At 35.4% G+C, this 16,550-nt stretch carries 15 protein-coding genes; all 15 read right to left on the bottom strand.

Going from position 1 to position 16,550, the window contains the following annotated elements:
* Window positions 1-21: 21 nt before the first annotated feature.
* Window positions 22-795, bottom strand: coding sequence for a DUF6090 family protein (locus tag LBU54_RS14525; RefSeq protein ID WP_224531666.1), 774 nt, complete (start codon window positions 793-795; stop codon window positions 22-24).
* Window positions 788-1,522: a DUF6090 family protein gene (locus LBU54_RS14520; protein WP_224531662.1), complete on the bottom strand. Its 735-nt coding sequence runs from the start codon at window positions 1,520-1,522 to the stop codon at window positions 788-790. The genes LBU54_RS14525 and LBU54_RS14520 overlap by 8 nt, the downstream gene beginning before the upstream one ends.
* Before the next feature lie 31 nt (window positions 1,523-1,553).
* Complete coding sequence (locus LBU54_RS14515) at window positions 1,554-2,324, bottom strand: DUF6090 family protein (RefSeq protein WP_224531658.1); 771 nt, start codon at window positions 2,322-2,324, stop codon at window positions 1,554-1,556.
* Entirely contained in the window at window positions 2,317-3,066 is a 750-nt protein-coding gene (locus LBU54_RS14510; protein ID WP_224531629.1) for a DUF6090 family protein, read from the bottom strand. Before LBU54_RS14510 ends, LBU54_RS14515 begins: the two co-directional genes overlap by 8 nt.
* Window positions 3,059-3,790, bottom strand: a complete 732-nt coding sequence (locus tag LBU54_RS14505) for a DUF6090 family protein (RefSeq protein ID WP_224531624.1) — start codon at window positions 3,788-3,790, stop codon at window positions 3,059-3,061. The genes LBU54_RS14510 and LBU54_RS14505 overlap by 8 nt, the downstream gene beginning before the upstream one ends.
* Window positions 3,791-3,797: 7 nt before the next feature.
* The gene (locus tag LBU54_RS14500; protein WP_224531622.1) at window positions 3,798-4,856 is read right to left on the bottom strand and encodes a DUF6090 family protein; all 1,059 of its coding nucleotides are present in this window, start codon (window positions 4,854-4,856) and stop codon (window positions 3,798-3,800) included.
* Window positions 4,849-5,574, bottom strand: a complete 726-nt coding sequence (locus tag LBU54_RS14495) for a DUF6090 family protein (RefSeq protein ID WP_224531620.1) — start codon at window positions 5,572-5,574, stop codon at window positions 4,849-4,851. The genes LBU54_RS14500 and LBU54_RS14495 overlap by 8 nt, the downstream gene beginning before the upstream one ends.
* Window positions 5,567-6,772, bottom strand: coding sequence for a DUF6197 family protein (locus LBU54_RS14490; RefSeq protein WP_224531614.1), 1,206 nt, complete (start codon window positions 6,770-6,772; stop codon window positions 5,567-5,569). Before LBU54_RS14490 ends, LBU54_RS14495 begins: the two co-directional genes overlap by 8 nt.
* Window positions 6,769-7,533, bottom strand: a complete 765-nt coding sequence (locus LBU54_RS14485; protein ID WP_224531611.1) for a DUF6090 family protein — start codon at window positions 7,531-7,533, stop codon at window positions 6,769-6,771. The genes LBU54_RS14490 and LBU54_RS14485 overlap by 4 nt, the downstream gene beginning before the upstream one ends.
* 3 nt (window positions 7,534-7,536) lie before the next feature.
* Window positions 7,537-8,265 carry a DUF6090 family protein gene (locus LBU54_RS14480; RefSeq protein WP_224531608.1) on the bottom strand — a complete coding sequence of 243 codons (729 nt, stop codon included), beginning with the start codon at window positions 8,263-8,265 and terminating at the stop codon, window positions 7,537-7,539.
* Complete coding sequence (locus LBU54_RS14475) at window positions 8,258-8,992, bottom strand: DUF6090 family protein (protein WP_224531605.1); 735 nt, start codon at window positions 8,990-8,992, stop codon at window positions 8,258-8,260. The genes LBU54_RS14480 and LBU54_RS14475 overlap by 8 nt, the downstream gene beginning before the upstream one ends.
* A complete protein-coding gene (locus tag LBU54_RS14470; protein ID WP_224531602.1) occupies window positions 8,985-9,716 on the bottom strand; it encodes a DUF6090 family protein in 732 nt (243 codons plus the stop codon). Before LBU54_RS14470 ends, LBU54_RS14475 begins: the two co-directional genes overlap by 8 nt.
* Window positions 9,713-9,904, bottom strand: coding sequence for a hypothetical protein (locus tag LBU54_RS14465; RefSeq protein ID WP_224531599.1), 192 nt, complete (start codon window positions 9,902-9,904; stop codon window positions 9,713-9,715). The genes LBU54_RS14470 and LBU54_RS14465 overlap by 4 nt, the downstream gene beginning before the upstream one ends.
* A gap of 194 nt (window positions 9,905-10,098) precedes the next feature.
* Window positions 10,099-13,350 carry a S41 family peptidase gene (locus LBU54_RS14460; RefSeq protein WP_224531597.1) on the bottom strand — a complete coding sequence of 1,084 codons (3,252 nt, stop codon included), beginning with the start codon at window positions 13,348-13,350 and terminating at the stop codon, window positions 10,099-10,101.
* A gap of 24 nt (window positions 13,351-13,374) precedes the next feature.
* Window positions 13,375-16,518, bottom strand: coding sequence for a VPS10 domain-containing protein (locus LBU54_RS14455; RefSeq protein ID WP_224531593.1), 3,144 nt, complete (start codon window positions 16,516-16,518; stop codon window positions 13,375-13,377).
* Window positions 16,519-16,550 lie beyond the last annotated feature (32 nt).

Here is a 16,550-nt window from a genome sequence, read left to right as displayed (position 1 = left end):
TGACGTATATTTCGAAAGAATTTAATCATTAACCTCATCTAGTTCTTCATCTATCATAGATATAATATTTTCTATGTATGATTGAATCTGTTTTTCATTGATATGAACGTAACTTTGATTTAAATAATGATCCATAATGACACCATCTACCTCTAAAGAGTTAACAAATGTTTTATAGTTTTCTTTTGGTACAGTAATTGGATTAATTATACTATCTCTGCTATAATCTGATCTGTAGGCATATTTATCTGTATTTCTAATTGGGATATGTTTTCTTACAATAGGTGACAAGTGCTTTAACCAATGCTCTCTTCTAATCACAATATCTTCTGCCAAATCATTAAGTTCTCCTGTCCATTGACTGAGTTTGTTTTTAAGAGAATCATTTTGAATAAGGTCTAATTTACCTGAGGCAATGGTCTCATTAATTATTCCTACTCTCGCATCAAAACTGGCAAATGTGGTAAAAACACCTGTCATACTATCAATCTCACTTGGTGTTAATATGGTTTTATCGGATTGTAAAAAATTATATAACGCGTTGAGGCAGTTTGTATTAATTTGATGATCAAACGTTAGTTCATTCAAGTTAGATTTAAATTCTTGTCTTAAGTTAATGAGTAATTGTTTTTCTTTTAAGCGATCGTTTCTATTGTTATTCCAATTATTGATTTGCAATGCTATAAGAATACCAATAACCACAAGTAGTATCTCGCCTATAGCATATTTAAAGTATTTTCCCATTTGATTTTTTTCGATCAGTGATTTACGGATATGCCTAAAGAATTTAATCATTATCTACATTCAGATACTCGTTAATTAATTCTTGAATATCATGAGCCTTATTTATAGCCTCTGTGTATATTTCTTGTTGATTTTGTAATTGGTAATACCTCGCGAACATTAACGTTGACATTTTATTATCATTTTTTATTTTTTCGACGTTAAGCACTATTGGTTCTCTCTTGTCATGTTTGTAATAATTGCTCACTATAGGATGGAGATTACTTCCTTTTCTGTGATATTCGCTGTAATTATCGAAATAATAGGGCTCTAAATCTTTCTTTATAAAGGTGTTGGAAATTTCTTCACGTTCTTTTACTCGGTTTAATAAATTATAGTAATAAGTGATATTCCTCTGTAAGGCTTCTGATAAGATTATAAATTCACCACTTTGGTTTAATTTGTCGTAAGCAGAACTGTTGAAATAAAAATTCCGTTCAAACAAATTATCTATAATGTAACTTGTTGTTAAAGAATCGAAAGGTTTTATAAGTTGAAATTGAGCCGATAGATTTTGGCATGATGATAAATTAGATTTCACATTCTGATTTAATGTGTTTAAGAGGATAAGATCGGCTGAAATATTCTGGTTCAATTGACTTAATTGTACCTCTGCAGACTGTTTTGATTTGGATTTCTCATTCCAATTGTTAATCTGCAGTGCGATGAGAATCCCAATTACCACGAGAATAATTTCACCTATAGCGTATTTAAGATATTTACTTGACTTATTTTGCATAATTAAAGATTGACGTGAATTTCTAAAGAACTTAATCATCACCTTCCGTTTCTAAGAAATTAAGAATTAAATTTTCAAGGTTCAATAATTTATCCTTGAGGTTATTGAGTTTATCAAGTTGCTGGTTACATGCCCAAAATCTGTTATCCATAAGACTTTCAAATTTCATACTAGTCAATAGTGCTTTATTGTTAGAATTAAAATATGAAGCTCCAATTTCCTCACCATTAGCAGAATAAGTATAGTCCATTTTACGCCAGTTAAAGTAGTCATATAAATATGGAAATAAATTATTTCTCATATCTATATTTCCTTTAAGAATAGATTGTTCTACATCCGAAATTTCTGCCTTTATCTTATATAAAGCATTACGGATTTGTTCTGAGCCCACTAGTGCAACTTGTCCGGAGTTAAATCCTTCTTCCATGGTTGAAGTCGCCAAATCAAGATAATTGCCAAAAAGGATTATATAAACTAAACTATCAAGTTTTCTGGACGATCTTTCATGATAGTCTTTACCAATTAAATGCAAAATTTGCCTTGCACTTTCTTTTTGATTTTGTTCAATGTCAATCTGTTTATCAATTTCAAGTTTATTAGCATCAATTTCAGATAGTATTCGATTTAAAAATAATGTGGCTTCAATGTTTTTATTTTTGTCCGTATTCCAATTGTTTATCTGTAGTGCAATTAGAATCCCTATGACCACGAGCAGTATTTCTCCAATAGCGTATTTAAAGTATTTGCCCATTTTGTTCTGTTCTAAAAGTGATTTGCGTATTTGACGGAAGAATTTAATCATTGCTATTATTTGTAATGCTTATTATTTCTAGAATAATTGCTTTGGCCTTAGTGTATCTTTGTATCCTTTGTCTAATATATACTAAACAATCATCTATAGAATTTTCAAAAACAATATCAGAGAAGAAACTTATATGATTGTAATCTAATCTTGTTCTTCCCTCTCTAATATTAATACCATTTGCATCGAGGTTTCTTAATGAACCATTAATTTTAAAATAATTTAGAAGTTGATTAAAGGCAATTGTAGCATCACTATCTTTATCTTCAATATCAGTAAGGGCTAAAGAGTATTCGTAAAGTTTAGTTTTTAATTTTTGATTGGATAAACTACTTAACTGACCTGAGTTTTCTAAATTTCTTAGCGTGTATTCGCTTTTTTTCCAATAAGGATTTGCTATGGTGCTAAATAATACACTGTCCAATTGAACAGGCGTGATATCTATTATAGGTGTTTTATCAATGTTGTCAAGCACAAAGCTTAATGCATCTGCAGTCGTATTTAATAAAACCAAAGTAGAATCTAATGTGATTTTATTTTCTAAAAACTCGTCGTTTAATGTTTTTAATACCTTAGCTTCATTGTATAACTCTTTTCTATTTTCATTCCAATTATTAATCTGGAGCGCTATAAGAATCCCAATCACCACAAGTATAATTTCACCAATAGCGTATTTAAAGTATTTTCCCATTTGGTTTTGGTTTATGAGTGAGCGACGTATTTGACGGAAGAATTTAATCATTGGTTATTTCATTTTCAATGAGTGAGATGACCTCTTGGCTATTCTCTTTTATTCTCAGCAAATTTTGGGAATACCAGTATTTCTCCTCCGTAAAATTCACGACATCATAAAAAATCTTTTCGCGCTTAGCACGCTTTAAATCCGTATAGGTCCATTGCTTTTTTTCAACAGCATATGCCCAACCTAATTTTATTTCTAAATCTTTAATGGCCTCATAGTTACTTGCAACACGCTGATGGTTTTCATTATATATGCGTTGAATTTTCTCAAACAATTGTTTGTTTTTAATCAGTGTAGTTTTACCGTCTGCAATGAGTGAATTGTATGTGCCATTAATTGGTCTAAAGGATGTTGGCCTATAAAATACATGTGCATAATCTAAAGTATCTGGAGCACCAAAAAATTGGCTGAATTTCTTAGCTTGATAAAAATGCTTTTTATGAAAAACGGAATCAATACTGCTTACTACACTAAAGGATTCCTTGTTTAAACGTAATACACTATCTACAAGCAGGACATCTTTTCTTAAATCGTCACCAATTCCCTTAAGGAATTCAACACTCATTTTAAAGTCTTTTCGGTTTTCATTCCAATTGTTTATTTGCAAGGCTATCAAGATACCTATCACAACCAATAGGATTTCACCTATGGCGTATTTAAAGTATTTTCCCATTTGGTTTTGGTTTATGAGTGAACGACGGATATGACGAAAGAATTTAATCATGCAAGAATTATTTGATAATGAGGTACCCATTTTCTGGAACACCGTACTTTTTTATGCATTCGTCATTTTCACCTAGGTACTGAACAAGTATATTGTTGTCACCATCAATACCAAAATACTCAGAGCCAGGAATGGTCTTAAATTGGTAGGGAGACAAATAAAAGTCGTTCACTTTTCTTCCTTCATTGTTGGTGACATAAAGCCGAATTTCATTAGCGGTTAAATTACCGTAAAGTGCACTTGATCTCATATCGCGCTGGTGTTTTAACTCAGATGAGGGAATGTTGCAATCGTATTCCATGTATGGCGGCATCCCCAAACCTTGAAACAACACCTCGATTTGTTCGGTACTGTAGTTTGACGAAATCTGTTTTATAGTGGCCAAGGTTGCCATGGACTGAGCACGATAGCGTGAGACTTTATCATAATAATTTTGTATCATAATCCAATACCTTAAAGCCATAATCTCGTATTCTGGATTGTGTAACATATAGTCTAATCGGTTTGCGGACGACACAGAATCATTTTTTACAAACCATGGCCAAGACGAAAGTGAGTTAACGTTTTCATCGATATTCTGCTCGAGATTAGACCAGGTATCATCTAAAACCGTTTTGTATAGTTGTAATGTTTTGGCCGATTCTAAAACGGGCTTATATTTTAAAGCAATTATTTTTTCTGCATCTACAAACTGATTTAAATTCTTATCACTGGGCACATAGTAATCCCAATTTCCTGCGTAATAATTTAAATTATAATTGTCTCTATAGTCCTTTGCCGTGAGGTCTTTAGCCGCAATCAGTTTGGCAATTGAATCTTGTTTTTTGTAAAATCTTAGGGCACCATTAGCTTGATGATAATTAGCAATTAAATCCTGCTCAATGTCATTAAGCAGTTTATCTAATTCTATTTGACGCTTTCTGGTTTCATTCCAGTTATTGACCTGTAAGGCAATAAGAATACCTATAACCACAAGCAGTATTTCACCAATAGCATATTTAAAGTATTTCCCCATTTGGTTTTGTTCTATTAATGATTTTCTGATATGTCTAAAGAATTTAATCATGACTTTTAAGTTCTTCAAATATGATATCCCTTAATTGTTTTGTTTGCGCTCTCATGTTGTTGTGATGTTCAAGAAAATTGTCGCTCTCTGCTAAAATGTAAGAAAGGGTATTGATAAACTTCTTATCGTTTTTAAGGGAATTGAAATCTATCGGGACTTTATATTCTACTTCATCAAGCGTTAAAAATCTGTTGTTAAATATTGGAACGTGCTTGAGATGTATTTCCTTTCTAAATTCTAGCACCATATCGTTTAGAACATAGACTTCGTCATAAAGTTCAGTAATTTTAGATCTAAGAGTTTTATTTCTAATTAATTCCAAGCCTTTGGTCTTTAACGTCTCGTAGGCAGTTCGTCTTGGAGAAAAAACTTCATATCGTGTTACGGATCCAAAATAAATCTCTAAAGAATCGTGATAGGTTGAATTCTGGTCAAATAAAAGTTGAATTAACTTTTTGTTTCTGTCATTTTGTGTTGAATCCCAGGCATAAACAAAATCTATTTTATCTAAGTTATACTTAATGTCTTCGTATATGTTTTCTAATAATACCAACCCTTCAATCGTAGCTTTCCGTCTTTCATTCCAATTATTAATCTGTAATGCTATTAGTATTCCTATTACAACTAGCAGAATTTCACCAATAGCATATTTAAAGTATTTCCCCATTTGATTTTGTTCTAATAAAGATTTTCTGATATGTCTAAAGAATTTAATCATTGGTTGTTAGTTGATTTTCTGTGATCTCAATGCAATCGCTCAATAAGTTCTTGACGTCTTCAAAAGTGGTGTCTGGGTGATTGTTCCAGTCTTCAACCATATCTTCTACATAACGTCTGTTTTCGTCTTCCAAAAGTCTACGTAAAACCAATCTAATCGCTGGTCTATGTGGCTCATCTTCCCACTCACCAACCACTTCTTGAGAAGCGGATTTGAGTGCGCACTCAAGACTATAATTTCCCATAGCACTATTGTTATCACAATTATCATCATCGTTTTTGTTCCATTTTGAAGGATTGCTTAACAAGGCATCTGCGCGTTTAAGGATTTGCAAGTCCTCAGCTTCAAAGACTATATAATAATTATCATCGGAAAGATTTTTGCCCAGCTGATGGTATTTGCCGGAAGCAAGATATAGTTTAATCAACAACTCATTAGTGCGATTAAGAATTTCGCGGTATTTCCATGAAATATTGCGATGATAGAGATGCAATTTCTCATTAGCAACGAAAAAATTCTTATCCTGAAATAATTGAGTCAAATCCGCTTTAAACGGCACTTTTTCAATAAACTCCGGTGTCCAATTAAGATTTTTGTTATAGTCCCATTTCCATCGCCATGATTTACCCTGTGCATTAATGATGTCTTTAGAGTGATATGAACTTGGAATAGCGTCGTTTAAAAGGGCTACTCCAGGTCTAAAATAGCTTTCCTCATACCTGTTAATGTCCTTAAGCCTGTAGCCTACGGCTTCTACATAGGCTACAATATCGTTTTTAAGCTGCTTGGAACTGATGATGTCTAACCTCCCAGAATTAATAATAGACTGCATTGTTCCCAGCACAGGACTATATACGCCACTTCCACCACCACTTCTAACATACTTCTCTACATCATCTGGCAATTCGATTTTAAAAAAAGCACGTAGTACCTGCGAATATTCCCTTGCACTTCTTAAATTGCGAGATTCTCGTTCTTCCAACTCATATTGCGATTGCGACAAATCAGTAATGAGTTGCTCTATGATAACCTGTTCTGCCTTTTTTCGGTTACGTTCGTTATTCCATTCGTTGACTTGCAATGCCAGCAAAATTCCAATCATTACCAAGGCAATTTCGCCTATGGCATACTTAAGGTATTTCCCCGTTTTGTTATCACTCATAAGATTGTAGCGTATTTTACGAAAGAATTTTATCATTTAAAATTAGTTTCTTGGTCAATTAATACTATCATGTCATCAATGGTTTCAGACAATGCCAAATAGCGTCGATTTATTACGTTCAACCAGTTAAAATTATCTTTTAGCATATGAACTAATTCATCGTCCACGTGACTCAGAATGTAAAATTGTCCGCGTGTCCCTTTATTGGTGCGCAACAATTCATATAAATCAGCACAATCTTTACATCCGCTGCCATAAGCAGAATTAGCAATTAAATATGGTTTTAAAACTTTGTTGTTAAGTTCTTCTAGCTTTTCTTCTGCCCATGCTACTCTATTAAGATGCAACTGATAAAAGTCTGTAATTTCTTTTCTTAGTTTATCATTAGAAATTATAGAAATTCCTTCTGATTGTATTGCTTCGTAGGCACTTAATTTTGGATAAAGTATAGGGTATACAAGTAGATATCCTTGTGGTAATTTGAAAGGGTCAGTCTCCGAAATTTTGCCTTCATTAATGGATTTGTATAAAGCATTTGTAATATTGAGAAGCTGTGGTATTCTTTCGATATCCGTCATTAAATCTTTCTTAGTCTCTATAAGGTCATCTTTTAATTCTATTAAAAGCTTGAGTTCTTTCTCTTCAGCTTTTCTGTTTTCATTCCAATTATTTACTTGTAATGCCAATAAAATTCCAATCATTACAAGTGCAATTTCTCCAATGGCATAAATCAGATATTTACTGAATTTATTTTCTGAAAGAAGGGATTTACGAATATGTCTGAAGAATTTAATCATACTTTATCTTTGATCTAATTCGGATTCGATGCTATTAATTAACTCTTCCAACTTCAATGCAATCCGTTTACCTTCTCTTACACCTTTCGTTCTTGTAAATAAAAGAAGTGATATTATATTCGAAAATTCATCATTATCCTTTAATGCTTCAAAATTATTTGGTTTAGCTATATTTACATCTATAGAATCTCTGCGAAAATGTTTTGTGTAAAAAGGCATAGAAATGGATTGATTATTATTCCATTCCCACTTATCCCAATCACCAATTAAGTATGCATATTCATTATCGTACATATCTATGATTTGGGTCTTAAGCGAGTCATTTTGTATTAAATCAACACCTTTTATTTTTAAGGTTTCATAGGCAGAAAAATAAAGGTAAGGTGTAGTCCATGTTGGGATATTTCCAAAATATCTATAAAGTCCTTTATGTTCTGGCAAATCTTCTTTAACGTAATACAATAGTTTTTTATACATTGCAATCTGTCCTGTATTGTTAGAGACCATATCATCTATGGATATCTTAGATTGCATTAAGTCGGATTTAATATTCTCTAATAGCTCTAATTCTACAAGTCGTAATTTTCTATTCTCATTCCAATTGTTTATCTGCAGTGCAATTAAAATCCCAATAACAACTAACAATATTTCACCAATAGCGTATTTAAAATACTTTCCCATTTTGTTCTGTTCTAAAAGTGATTTTCGTATATGTCTAAAGAATTTAATCATACTTTTTTAATTCAGTTTCAATGAGCTTTACTATCGAATCATTATAAGTTTCAACTTGCACAAATCTACGTTCTGCCGCGTTTGAGACCCATAAGCGATCTGCAGTAATGTTTTGAAATTGCATATCCCGAATCAAGCCAAGCGAATCTACCTTAAAGTGCTCTTGTTTATACCTTCTTTTCATCATGGCAGTTAAAGGCACATAACGTTGGTGAATTTTGCGTTGCTGTAACAACAATTCATTCAATTCTGCTTCATCACTCTGATATAATTTGAATACAATAGGAAATTGTTTAATGGTTTGCTTTAAAGTACTGTTTGAAAGTAAATCAAAACTAAGTCCAGATTGCGTATCATTAGTTGCGTAAAGGAGTTCTACCTGTGGCGAATTTAAAGATTGAATAGAGTCGAAAACTGCAGCGGGAGGCACTTCTACCTTTGGTCCTGTATGTCTTAATATAACATCTAGATGTTTTCTATTAATGTCATAGAGCATTTTATAAGAACTAATGGCTTCTTGGTTAGCCTCGAAATCATCATGCAATTGTTCTAAAAATACCCGTTCTTGAACCTTTTTCTTTCGGTTTTCGTTGCTGTTATTAACCTGTAGAGCAATTAAAATACCAATAACCACAAGGATAATTTCACCAATGGCATATTTTAAATATTTTCCCATATTATTCTCTTTCAAAAAATTATAGCGTATTTGTCTGAAGAACTTAATCATGTTGTTCTATTTCATCATCTATTAAACCTATTAAATCCTGGGTACGCTCCAACAAAAGTGCACACTTGTTCCTGCTATTTTCCGCACTATAGTGTCTGCCTTCCAATTGTTTAATAAAGCCATACTTTTGGTCTGGCCTTAATTCACTTTTAAGAAAAAGCTGACCATCTTCACTAATCTGTATTCCCAATTTATTATTTAGCACATAGGTGCCGAACTGGCTATTCACTCTATAAAGGTTATTATGGTTTACTACGTTTTCCGTATAATCTAGAAACTGATAGTACTCAACAATTTTTTTGTGCAAATCTGGGTTAGTTATTACTGTTGTTTTTCCGCCAGAACCCATATTATCAAAAGTTACTCTATTTGATACAAAAGTGAGACGTACAGAAAGGGTATCAAGAAAAGTGGCTAGCTTGTTAACCTCAATTTTTGAATTGATCATGCTGCGACTGGAGTCCACATACGCCATAAAAAAATCTTCCTTATTAATCTGTCTCCGAATGATTTCTTCCTGAAGCATCAGATCACTTTTAAGGCTAATCAAAGTCTTTTTTTCAAGGGTTTTGTTTAAACGATTATTATTCCAATTATTGACTTGCAAGGCAATAAGAATCCCTATAACAACTAAGATAATCTCACCTATGGCATATAGCAAGTATTTCCTGAAGCGATTTTCCTGAAGCAAGCGTTTACGAATATGTCTAAAAAACTTTATCATCCTAGCTGGCCATCGCCATCGATATCTGTATTAAGATGCGTTTCGAGAGCTTCCAATGTTTTTCGTAATAAAGTTTTGGTGGTTGTTAATTCAGCTTCAAGTTGTTCAACACGCTCCTCCAAGCTATTGGCCTGTTCCTGTTGTTTGTTGAGCTCATTTTGTTGCATGAGGTCCCAGAATATTCCCATTTGGTAAAGTTTTAGCGATTATACATATCACCAAAACACAAGTGCATTAAAAAAACAGACACACAGCCCTGTTGCATGACTATGAGGGTAGGTTGGGTTAGCGTTATTATTGGTTGAACTTTGTATCTATTTGTTACACAAAGTTCAACATAATAATGTGCCACACCAAGTTAAACTGAGTGTGGCATTAGTTTTTAGTTTCCGTTTGCTGGTTTGTTAAATGGCGGCACCTTGATCTCTCTCTTGGTTCCTAATAGCTTCATTAATTCTTGAACCGCGCGTTCTAATTGAGGATCACCGCCTTGTCTTAAAGACTTGGCATCCTGTCTTACCTCAATATCAGGTGGCACGCCGACATTCTCTGCAATAAACTTATTATTGATTGGATCAAATACGGCATTGTCTGGCGATGTAAGGCGACCTCCATCAATCATAAGATAGTGTGTAGATGATTTTACTAAACCGCCCCAAGTACGCATACCAATTAACTTACCTGCTTTTTGTTGCCTGAAGACCCAAGGGAAGAAATCGCCTCCTGATCCAGCCAGCTCATTAATCAATAACACCTTCGGTCCCATAATACCAGCTGGTAATTTCATTGGTTTTCCATCTGGCACTTCATTAGTCAGTGCTGCTCTTGTATCTCTAGTCATTAAATCTACCATGTAATCATCTAATAAACCACCTCCATTAAAACGTTCGTCTATTACTGCACCTTCCTTATCCTGTTGTGCAAAGAAATAGCGATTGAAGGATACAAAGCCTGGACCACCCGTATTTGGCACCCATATGTAACCTAGTCTTCCATTTGATAGTTCCTCCACTCGACGCCGATTATCTTCGACCCAAGTTCGTTGTCTCAAAGAATTCTCGCTTCTTAATGGTTCTACGATTTCTGTCCAATGCCCTTTAAATTCAGGTGAGGAATTTAAATGTAAAACCGTTTGCTTCCCAGCCGTTCCATCCAAGAATTCAAATATGTTGTCTTCAGCCTTAAGTTCTCTATTGTCAATACCCACTATGTAATAGCCTCCCTTAATATTTAAGCCTGGAGCATCTAGAGGTCCTTCTAATCCTGGATTCCAGTTCTCTGTGGTATAAATGCGATCAATCTTGTAACGTCCATTCGAAAGACTCAAATCAGCACCTAGAAGTCCTACCTGGTTGCGTTCTACATCCGGATAATCACCACCACCAACGAAGCTATGACCAACGGATAATTCACCGTTCATTTGATCAAATATATAGGTTAGGTCTGCCCTATGTTTAACAAATGGCACTAGTGGCGCATAGCGCTTATAAACCATATTCCAGTCTCGTCCATGAATATTAGGATCATAGAAATAATCGCGTTCATAACGCCAAGCTTCTTCAAACATTTGTTCCCATTCTTTAGCTCTATCAAGTTTCATTTGAAGGTTTGGCTTGATAGATTCTGCACCCTTAGCATTGGCACCACTCGTTTTGACGAGCTTCCAACTTCCATTTAATCGCACTAGCATGTGTTTTCCATTTGCCGTGATAAATGTGCCGCTCGCGCCTGAGGTAAATTCTTTGGATTCCTGTTTCTTTAAATCGAATTTATGGAGTGTTAGACCTCTACTATTCGGAATGCGTTCTGCTAGGAACGCTGTATTTTCTGGACCTGCTAATATATAGGCATAATTACGAACAGGAACAGGTAGTGCTAGTGTGCGTCTTCCGATATTGTCAAAATCAATTTTAAGGCCATTGCCTTCCTTCTTTTTGTCATTATCCTCTTTCTTGTCATCCTTGTCATCTTTATCATCTGATGAATCTTCATCTTTAACTTCCTCCTCATCACTTTTTGGTTTAAATGGAGACTTATCCTCTGCATCCAAATTAACTACATAGGCAGCATAGGTTTCATCGGCTGTCATAGCACTTGTATTGGCCCATCCAGATCCTAAAGCAATATTTGTACTAGCTAAGAAATACAGTTGTTTTTTATTGAGGTCCCAGGCAGGTGAGAAAGAGTCTGCAAAAGGATCTGTAATTGCCGTAGATTTTCCTGAGTCCGTAGACCATAGATAAATCTGTCTGAGCATATTATCTCCTGTTTTGGCGTAGGCAATCCATTTAGAATCAGGCGACCATTTCATTTCAATGGAGCCTCTTTCTAGATTAGTGCCACCAATAGCAATGGTTTTGACCTTCTTGGTTTTAAGATCAACCACTCTTAATCGTACATCATCGTCAACAAAAGCAATGTGATTGCCATCAGGCGACCAACTTGGATCCCATCCTAATTTAGATTCTCCAATTTTTATCTTATCAAAAATTTCTGTTCCATCTTGGTTACTAATGACTAACTGGTAATTCTTTTTGTTTTCGTCTGAAAACCATGCAATTTTGTCTCCCTTTGGTGACCAAAGCGGTCTGCGATCTGCCACACCAGAAGTGTTCGTGATATTTCTGGAATCTCCAAATTCAACAGGTACCGTGAAGATATCACCTCGTGCTTCGAGGATGACTCTTTTACCGTTTGGTGATAATGATGCTGATTCAGCTCTATCTGTAACATTTTCCCATTTGGTTTCAGCCCAAGGGAAATCTCCAACTACTTCAATATTGAGCTGGGAAGTTTTGCCTGAAGAAATGTCCATCGTATGGATGTAGCCATCTCTTTCATAAATAAGCATGTTTCCATGACCAGAAACATTCTTAATGTCAGAACCCTTGAATTTGGTTACTTGAGATAGTTCTGATGAACTTGGGTCATAAGACCAAATATTGGCCACCAAATCGCGATCAGATAAAAAATAAATTTTATCATTCAACCAAAACGGTTTGATATCTGTAGTACGATCAGTATTAGGTAATAAAGTTTCATTTTGAGTATCTAAATCCATAAGAATAAGAGGTGTGTTTTGTCCTCCTCTATAAGCACGCCACTCTGCATCCCAGCGATCCATTTTATCAATAATCATTTGAGTTCCATCTGGTGAATAATCCCCATCGTAACCCCATTGAGACGAGATTAATTTGGGTAAGCCCCCTTCTACTGAAATTGTATATAAGCGCTCATAAGGACTGGGTGCTGTATCCCTTGCACTTGCAATTAATAAGGACTTGCCATCTGGTGTCCATCCTCTTACTGCAGAGCCAGAGGGATGCCATGTTAACTGTTTTGGCGTTCCACCTTCAATGGATACGATGTAGGCATTAGGTCTACCAGAACGGTTAGATGAAAAAGCTATCCATTTTCCATCAGGAGAAAAGTAGGGTTGGTATTCAATTGCTGGTGTACTTGTAATCCTTTTTGCTAAACCTCCTGTTTTGTCTACAATCCAAACATCACTACCATAGGTGAATGTGATATGTGTGCTACTCAAATCAGGATCTCTCAAAAGTCGAGTTCCTTGAGCAAAACTCAATTGAACCAACAAAATGGTTGATAGTAAATAGATCAGTTTCTGTTTCATAATTATTTGTTTATTGATTAATGATTAATTCTTATTTAAAATAATAGCAGGTAAATTCAAGTCTTTGTAAGCTTGATTATAAGCTGCCATTTCGTTGTTTATTATGGCATTGTGCTCATTTTTATAGACTTGCCAGTCCTTCATTAAATCAGCAAACCTTTCCTTGGCACCTTGAGTTACCTTAGGGTCTGCCTGGTCTATATAGCTAAGCAGATTAATGAGTTGCGCATTGAGTTTGTTATTAAAATTAATAACATCCTGGAAGGTTTTCTGTTTGGCCTGTATTAGATTCTCCTCCCAACTATTTATGCGTTTTAATAATGCTTCACCTTTTTCAATAAGCGCTTTTGCGTCGTCATTATCTTTTAAAAGTTTTGCATAACTATTAAGTTGCTTTTTTGCAGAGCGCATTTGGTTAACGGATGTATGCATATCTCTGATTGTATTTTCAATAGTTACAAGTATTTGCTGTTGCTCAGCAAAATCCTTTGGATCGGTACCTATATCCGGATTTGGAAGAATGGTAGCCATGGTCTCTACAGTTTCACCTTCTAATGATAATCTTAAGGTATAATCTCCTGGCGCCACACTAGATCCAGATAGTCCACCAAAAACAAATACCTTATTAATTGCTGGTAAGGACTCTCTATTAAAGTTCCATGTAAATCTGTTGTAGCCTTTTTTTGAGGGCAATACCTCTGGTTTACTTGGTCCACCAGGCCATGATTTAAAGTCTTTTGGTTCCTGATTAGTATACGTTCTTATAATTTTTGATCCCTCTAGAACGCTTAATTTTAAATCTAAGGTATCAGCATCTTTACCTAAGTAATAGTCAAAGGTGACACCACTCCTTGGGTTTTGACCTTGTCCTGTGGCGGATGACGTCCCTCCAAATATTCGGAAACTCGGTTTTGGTTGATATATTTCTACTGATTTGGGCGTTGCACTCATATTCTGTAAGGCACCTAAATCATCCAAAATCCAAAAGCTTCGACCAGAAGTGGCTGCCACCAGGTCATTATCTTGAATAATAAGGTCATTTATAGTAACCGTAGGTAAATTTAAGTTGAAACGTTGCCAATGCAACCCATCGTCATTTGAGACATACAGTCCTGTTTCAGTACCTGCATATAGCAAACCCTTTTGTTTTTTATCGGCTCGTACAACACGTGCAAATCCATTGGGGTCATTGAGACCATTCACAATTTTAGTCCAGGATTTACCATAATCTGTAGTTTTAAAAATATAAGAGTTCAGGTCTAAAGATTTGTAGCGCATAATGACTACATAGGCCGTTGCTGGATCATGTTCAGACACATCTATACTGTTTACTATACCATCCTCAATGCCTTCTGGTGTGATATTCTCCCAGTTATTACCGCCATCTTTTGTTATATGCAACAAACCGTCGTCAGTACCTGCATACAGAATTCCTTCCTTATGTTGCGACTCGACTAAAGACGTAATGGTATTATAGTTTTCACCTCCTGCAGCCTCATTGGTAAAAGGTCCACCACCTGGTCCATGCTTTTCTTTTTCGTTCTTGGTGAGATCTGGACTAACAACTTCCCAAGAACTACCACCATCGGTAGTTTTAAACACCACATTACCAGCATGATAAATGGTTGATCTGTTATGAGGTGATGAAATAATGGGCGCATTCCAATTATAGCGGTATTTAGAGTCCTTAGGTGCTATACTTAGGCCTAATTCCGGATACTGTTTTATGGCCTTTTGCTCCCTAGAGGTTTTGGTCCATTTACTTATATTACCTTGGTAGGTACCGCCAAATACGGTCTCTGGATTATCAGGATCAAAAGCCAGAAAAGCACTTTCTCCTCCTGCAACAGAGTACCAGTCTTTCCAATCAATACCACCATCGTTGGTGCGACTAGCAATGGCAATGGCTGAGTTATCTTGTTGACCTCCATACACGTTGTAAGGCACCAAATTGTCGGTTATTACTCTATAAAACTGAGCTGTTGGTTGATTTTGTTGGGTACTCCAACTCTTTCCGCCATTAAATGAAATATTGGCACCACCATCATTAGAATTGATGAGATTGGTATTGTCGTGTGGATTAATCCAAAGGTGATGATTATCACCATGAGGTACCGGAATATTAGAAAAACTACGGCCTCCATCAATAGATTTCATCACAGGAGCATTTAAGACATAGACCACATTTTCATTTTGAGGATCGGCAAAAACCTCCATGTAGTACCACGATCGCGCAATATTCACTCGATTACTGTTGACCTGATTCCACGTTTCTCCTGCATCATCAGAACGATACACGCCTCCTTTTTCACCTTCGGCCTCTATTACTGCAAATACACGTTCTGAATTGGCTCTTGAAACAGATATTCCAGATTTACCAAAGGTTTCTGGCAATCCTTCTTCCAATTTATTCCAAGTATCACCACCATCAACAGATTTATATAAACCTGAATGTTCGCCACCAGATTCAATAAGCCACGGATAACGACGATGTTGCCACATAGACGCATATAAAATACGAGGGTTGTTCATATCCATAGACAAGGATGATGCTCCAGTTGTAGAATTGATAAATAGAATACGTTCCCAAGTTTTACCACCATCCATGGTTCTATAAATTCCTCTTTCGTTTGTTGGGGCATATTGTGCACCTTGCGCAGTAACAAAAATAATATCTGGATTTTGGGGATGAATAATGACATCAGAAATATGACGCGATTTTTCCAAGCCTAAATGTTCCCAGGTCTTCCCTGCATCCATAGATTTGTAAACGCCATCTCCCATAGAGGTCATAACACCTCGTGCCGCATGCTCTCCCATGCCAACCACAACAATATTAGTATCACTTTCTGAGACGGCTATGGCGCCAACAGATCCCATTTTGAAAAACCCATCAGAAATATTATTCCAGGTAATACCAGCGTCGGTAGTTTTGAAAACACCACCTCCAGTGGAGCCCATATAATAGGTTTGTGGTTGCCCAATGACACCAGAAGATGCAACGCTTCTTCCTCCTCTAAAGGGTCCAATGTTTCGCCATTTTAAGCCATGAAACATGGAATCTGTAAGTTTTACAGTCGGTTCTGTGACTTTCTTTTTGCGTCTTTGGGCATAGTTTGTTATTGGCAATAATAGCATGCAAATAACCAGGAGTTTTAGTCTTTTCATATTTTGGGTTGTTATTTGTAAATTAAAACTAA

The sequence above is a fragment of the Winogradskyella alexanderae genome (assembly GCF_020166335.1).
Lineage (GTDB): Bacteria > Bacteroidota > Bacteroidia > Flavobacteriales > Flavobacteriaceae > Winogradskyella > Winogradskyella alexanderae.
The sequence above is the reverse complement of the archived record's forward strand: the minus strand, read 5'-3'. Positions and strand labels throughout refer to the sequence as shown.

What these genes read in the sequence shown, in the direction of transcription:
- LBU54_RS14525 (WP_224531666.1), bottom strand. Translation starts at nt 795, where the DNA reads ATGATTAAATTCTTTAGGCATATCCGTAAATCACTGATCGAAAAAAAT.
- LBU54_RS14520 (WP_224531662.1), bottom strand. Translation starts at nt 1,522, where the DNA reads ATGCAAAATAAGTCAAGTAAATATCTTAAATACGCTATAGGTGAAATT.
- LBU54_RS14515 (WP_224531658.1), bottom strand. Translation starts at nt 2,324, where the DNA reads ATGATTAAATTCTTCCGTCAAATACGCAAATCACTTTTAGAACAGAAC.
- LBU54_RS14510 (WP_224531629.1), bottom strand. Translation starts at nt 3,066, where the DNA reads ATGATTAAATTCTTCCGTCAAATACGTCGCTCACTCATAAACCAAAAC.
- LBU54_RS14505 (WP_224531624.1), bottom strand. Translation starts at nt 3,790, where the DNA reads ATGATTAAATTCTTTCGTCATATCCGTCGTTCACTCATAAACCAAAAC.
- LBU54_RS14500 (WP_224531622.1), bottom strand. Translation starts at nt 4,856, where the DNA reads ATGATTAAATTCTTTAGACATATCAGAAAATCATTAATAGAACAAAAC.
- LBU54_RS14495 (WP_224531620.1), bottom strand. Translation starts at nt 5,574, where the DNA reads ATGATTAAATTCTTTAGACATATCAGAAAATCTTTATTAGAACAAAAT.
- LBU54_RS14490 (WP_224531614.1), bottom strand. Translation starts at nt 6,772, where the DNA reads ATGATAAAATTCTTTCGTAAAATACGCTACAATCTTATGAGTGATAAC.
- LBU54_RS14485 (WP_224531611.1), bottom strand. Translation starts at nt 7,533, where the DNA reads ATGATTAAATTCTTCAGACATATTCGTAAATCCCTTCTTTCAGAAAAT.
- LBU54_RS14480 (WP_224531608.1), bottom strand. Translation starts at nt 8,265, where the DNA reads ATGATTAAATTCTTTAGACATATACGAAAATCACTTTTAGAACAGAAC.
- LBU54_RS14475 (WP_224531605.1), bottom strand. Translation starts at nt 8,992, where the DNA reads ATGATTAAGTTCTTCAGACAAATACGCTATAATTTTTTGAAAGAGAAT.
- LBU54_RS14470 (WP_224531602.1), bottom strand. Translation starts at nt 9,716, where the DNA reads ATGATAAAGTTTTTTAGACATATTCGTAAACGCTTGCTTCAGGAAAAT.
- LBU54_RS14465 (WP_224531599.1), bottom strand. Translation starts at nt 9,904, where the DNA reads ATGGGAATATTCTGGGACCTCATGCAACAAAATGAGCTCAACAAACAA.
- LBU54_RS14460 (WP_224531597.1), bottom strand. Translation starts at nt 13,350, where the DNA reads ATGAAACAGAAACTGATCTATTTACTATCAACCATTTTGTTGGTTCAA.
- LBU54_RS14455 (WP_224531593.1), bottom strand. Translation starts at nt 16,518, where the DNA reads ATGAAAAGACTAAAACTCCTGGTTATTTGCATGCTATTATTGCCAATA.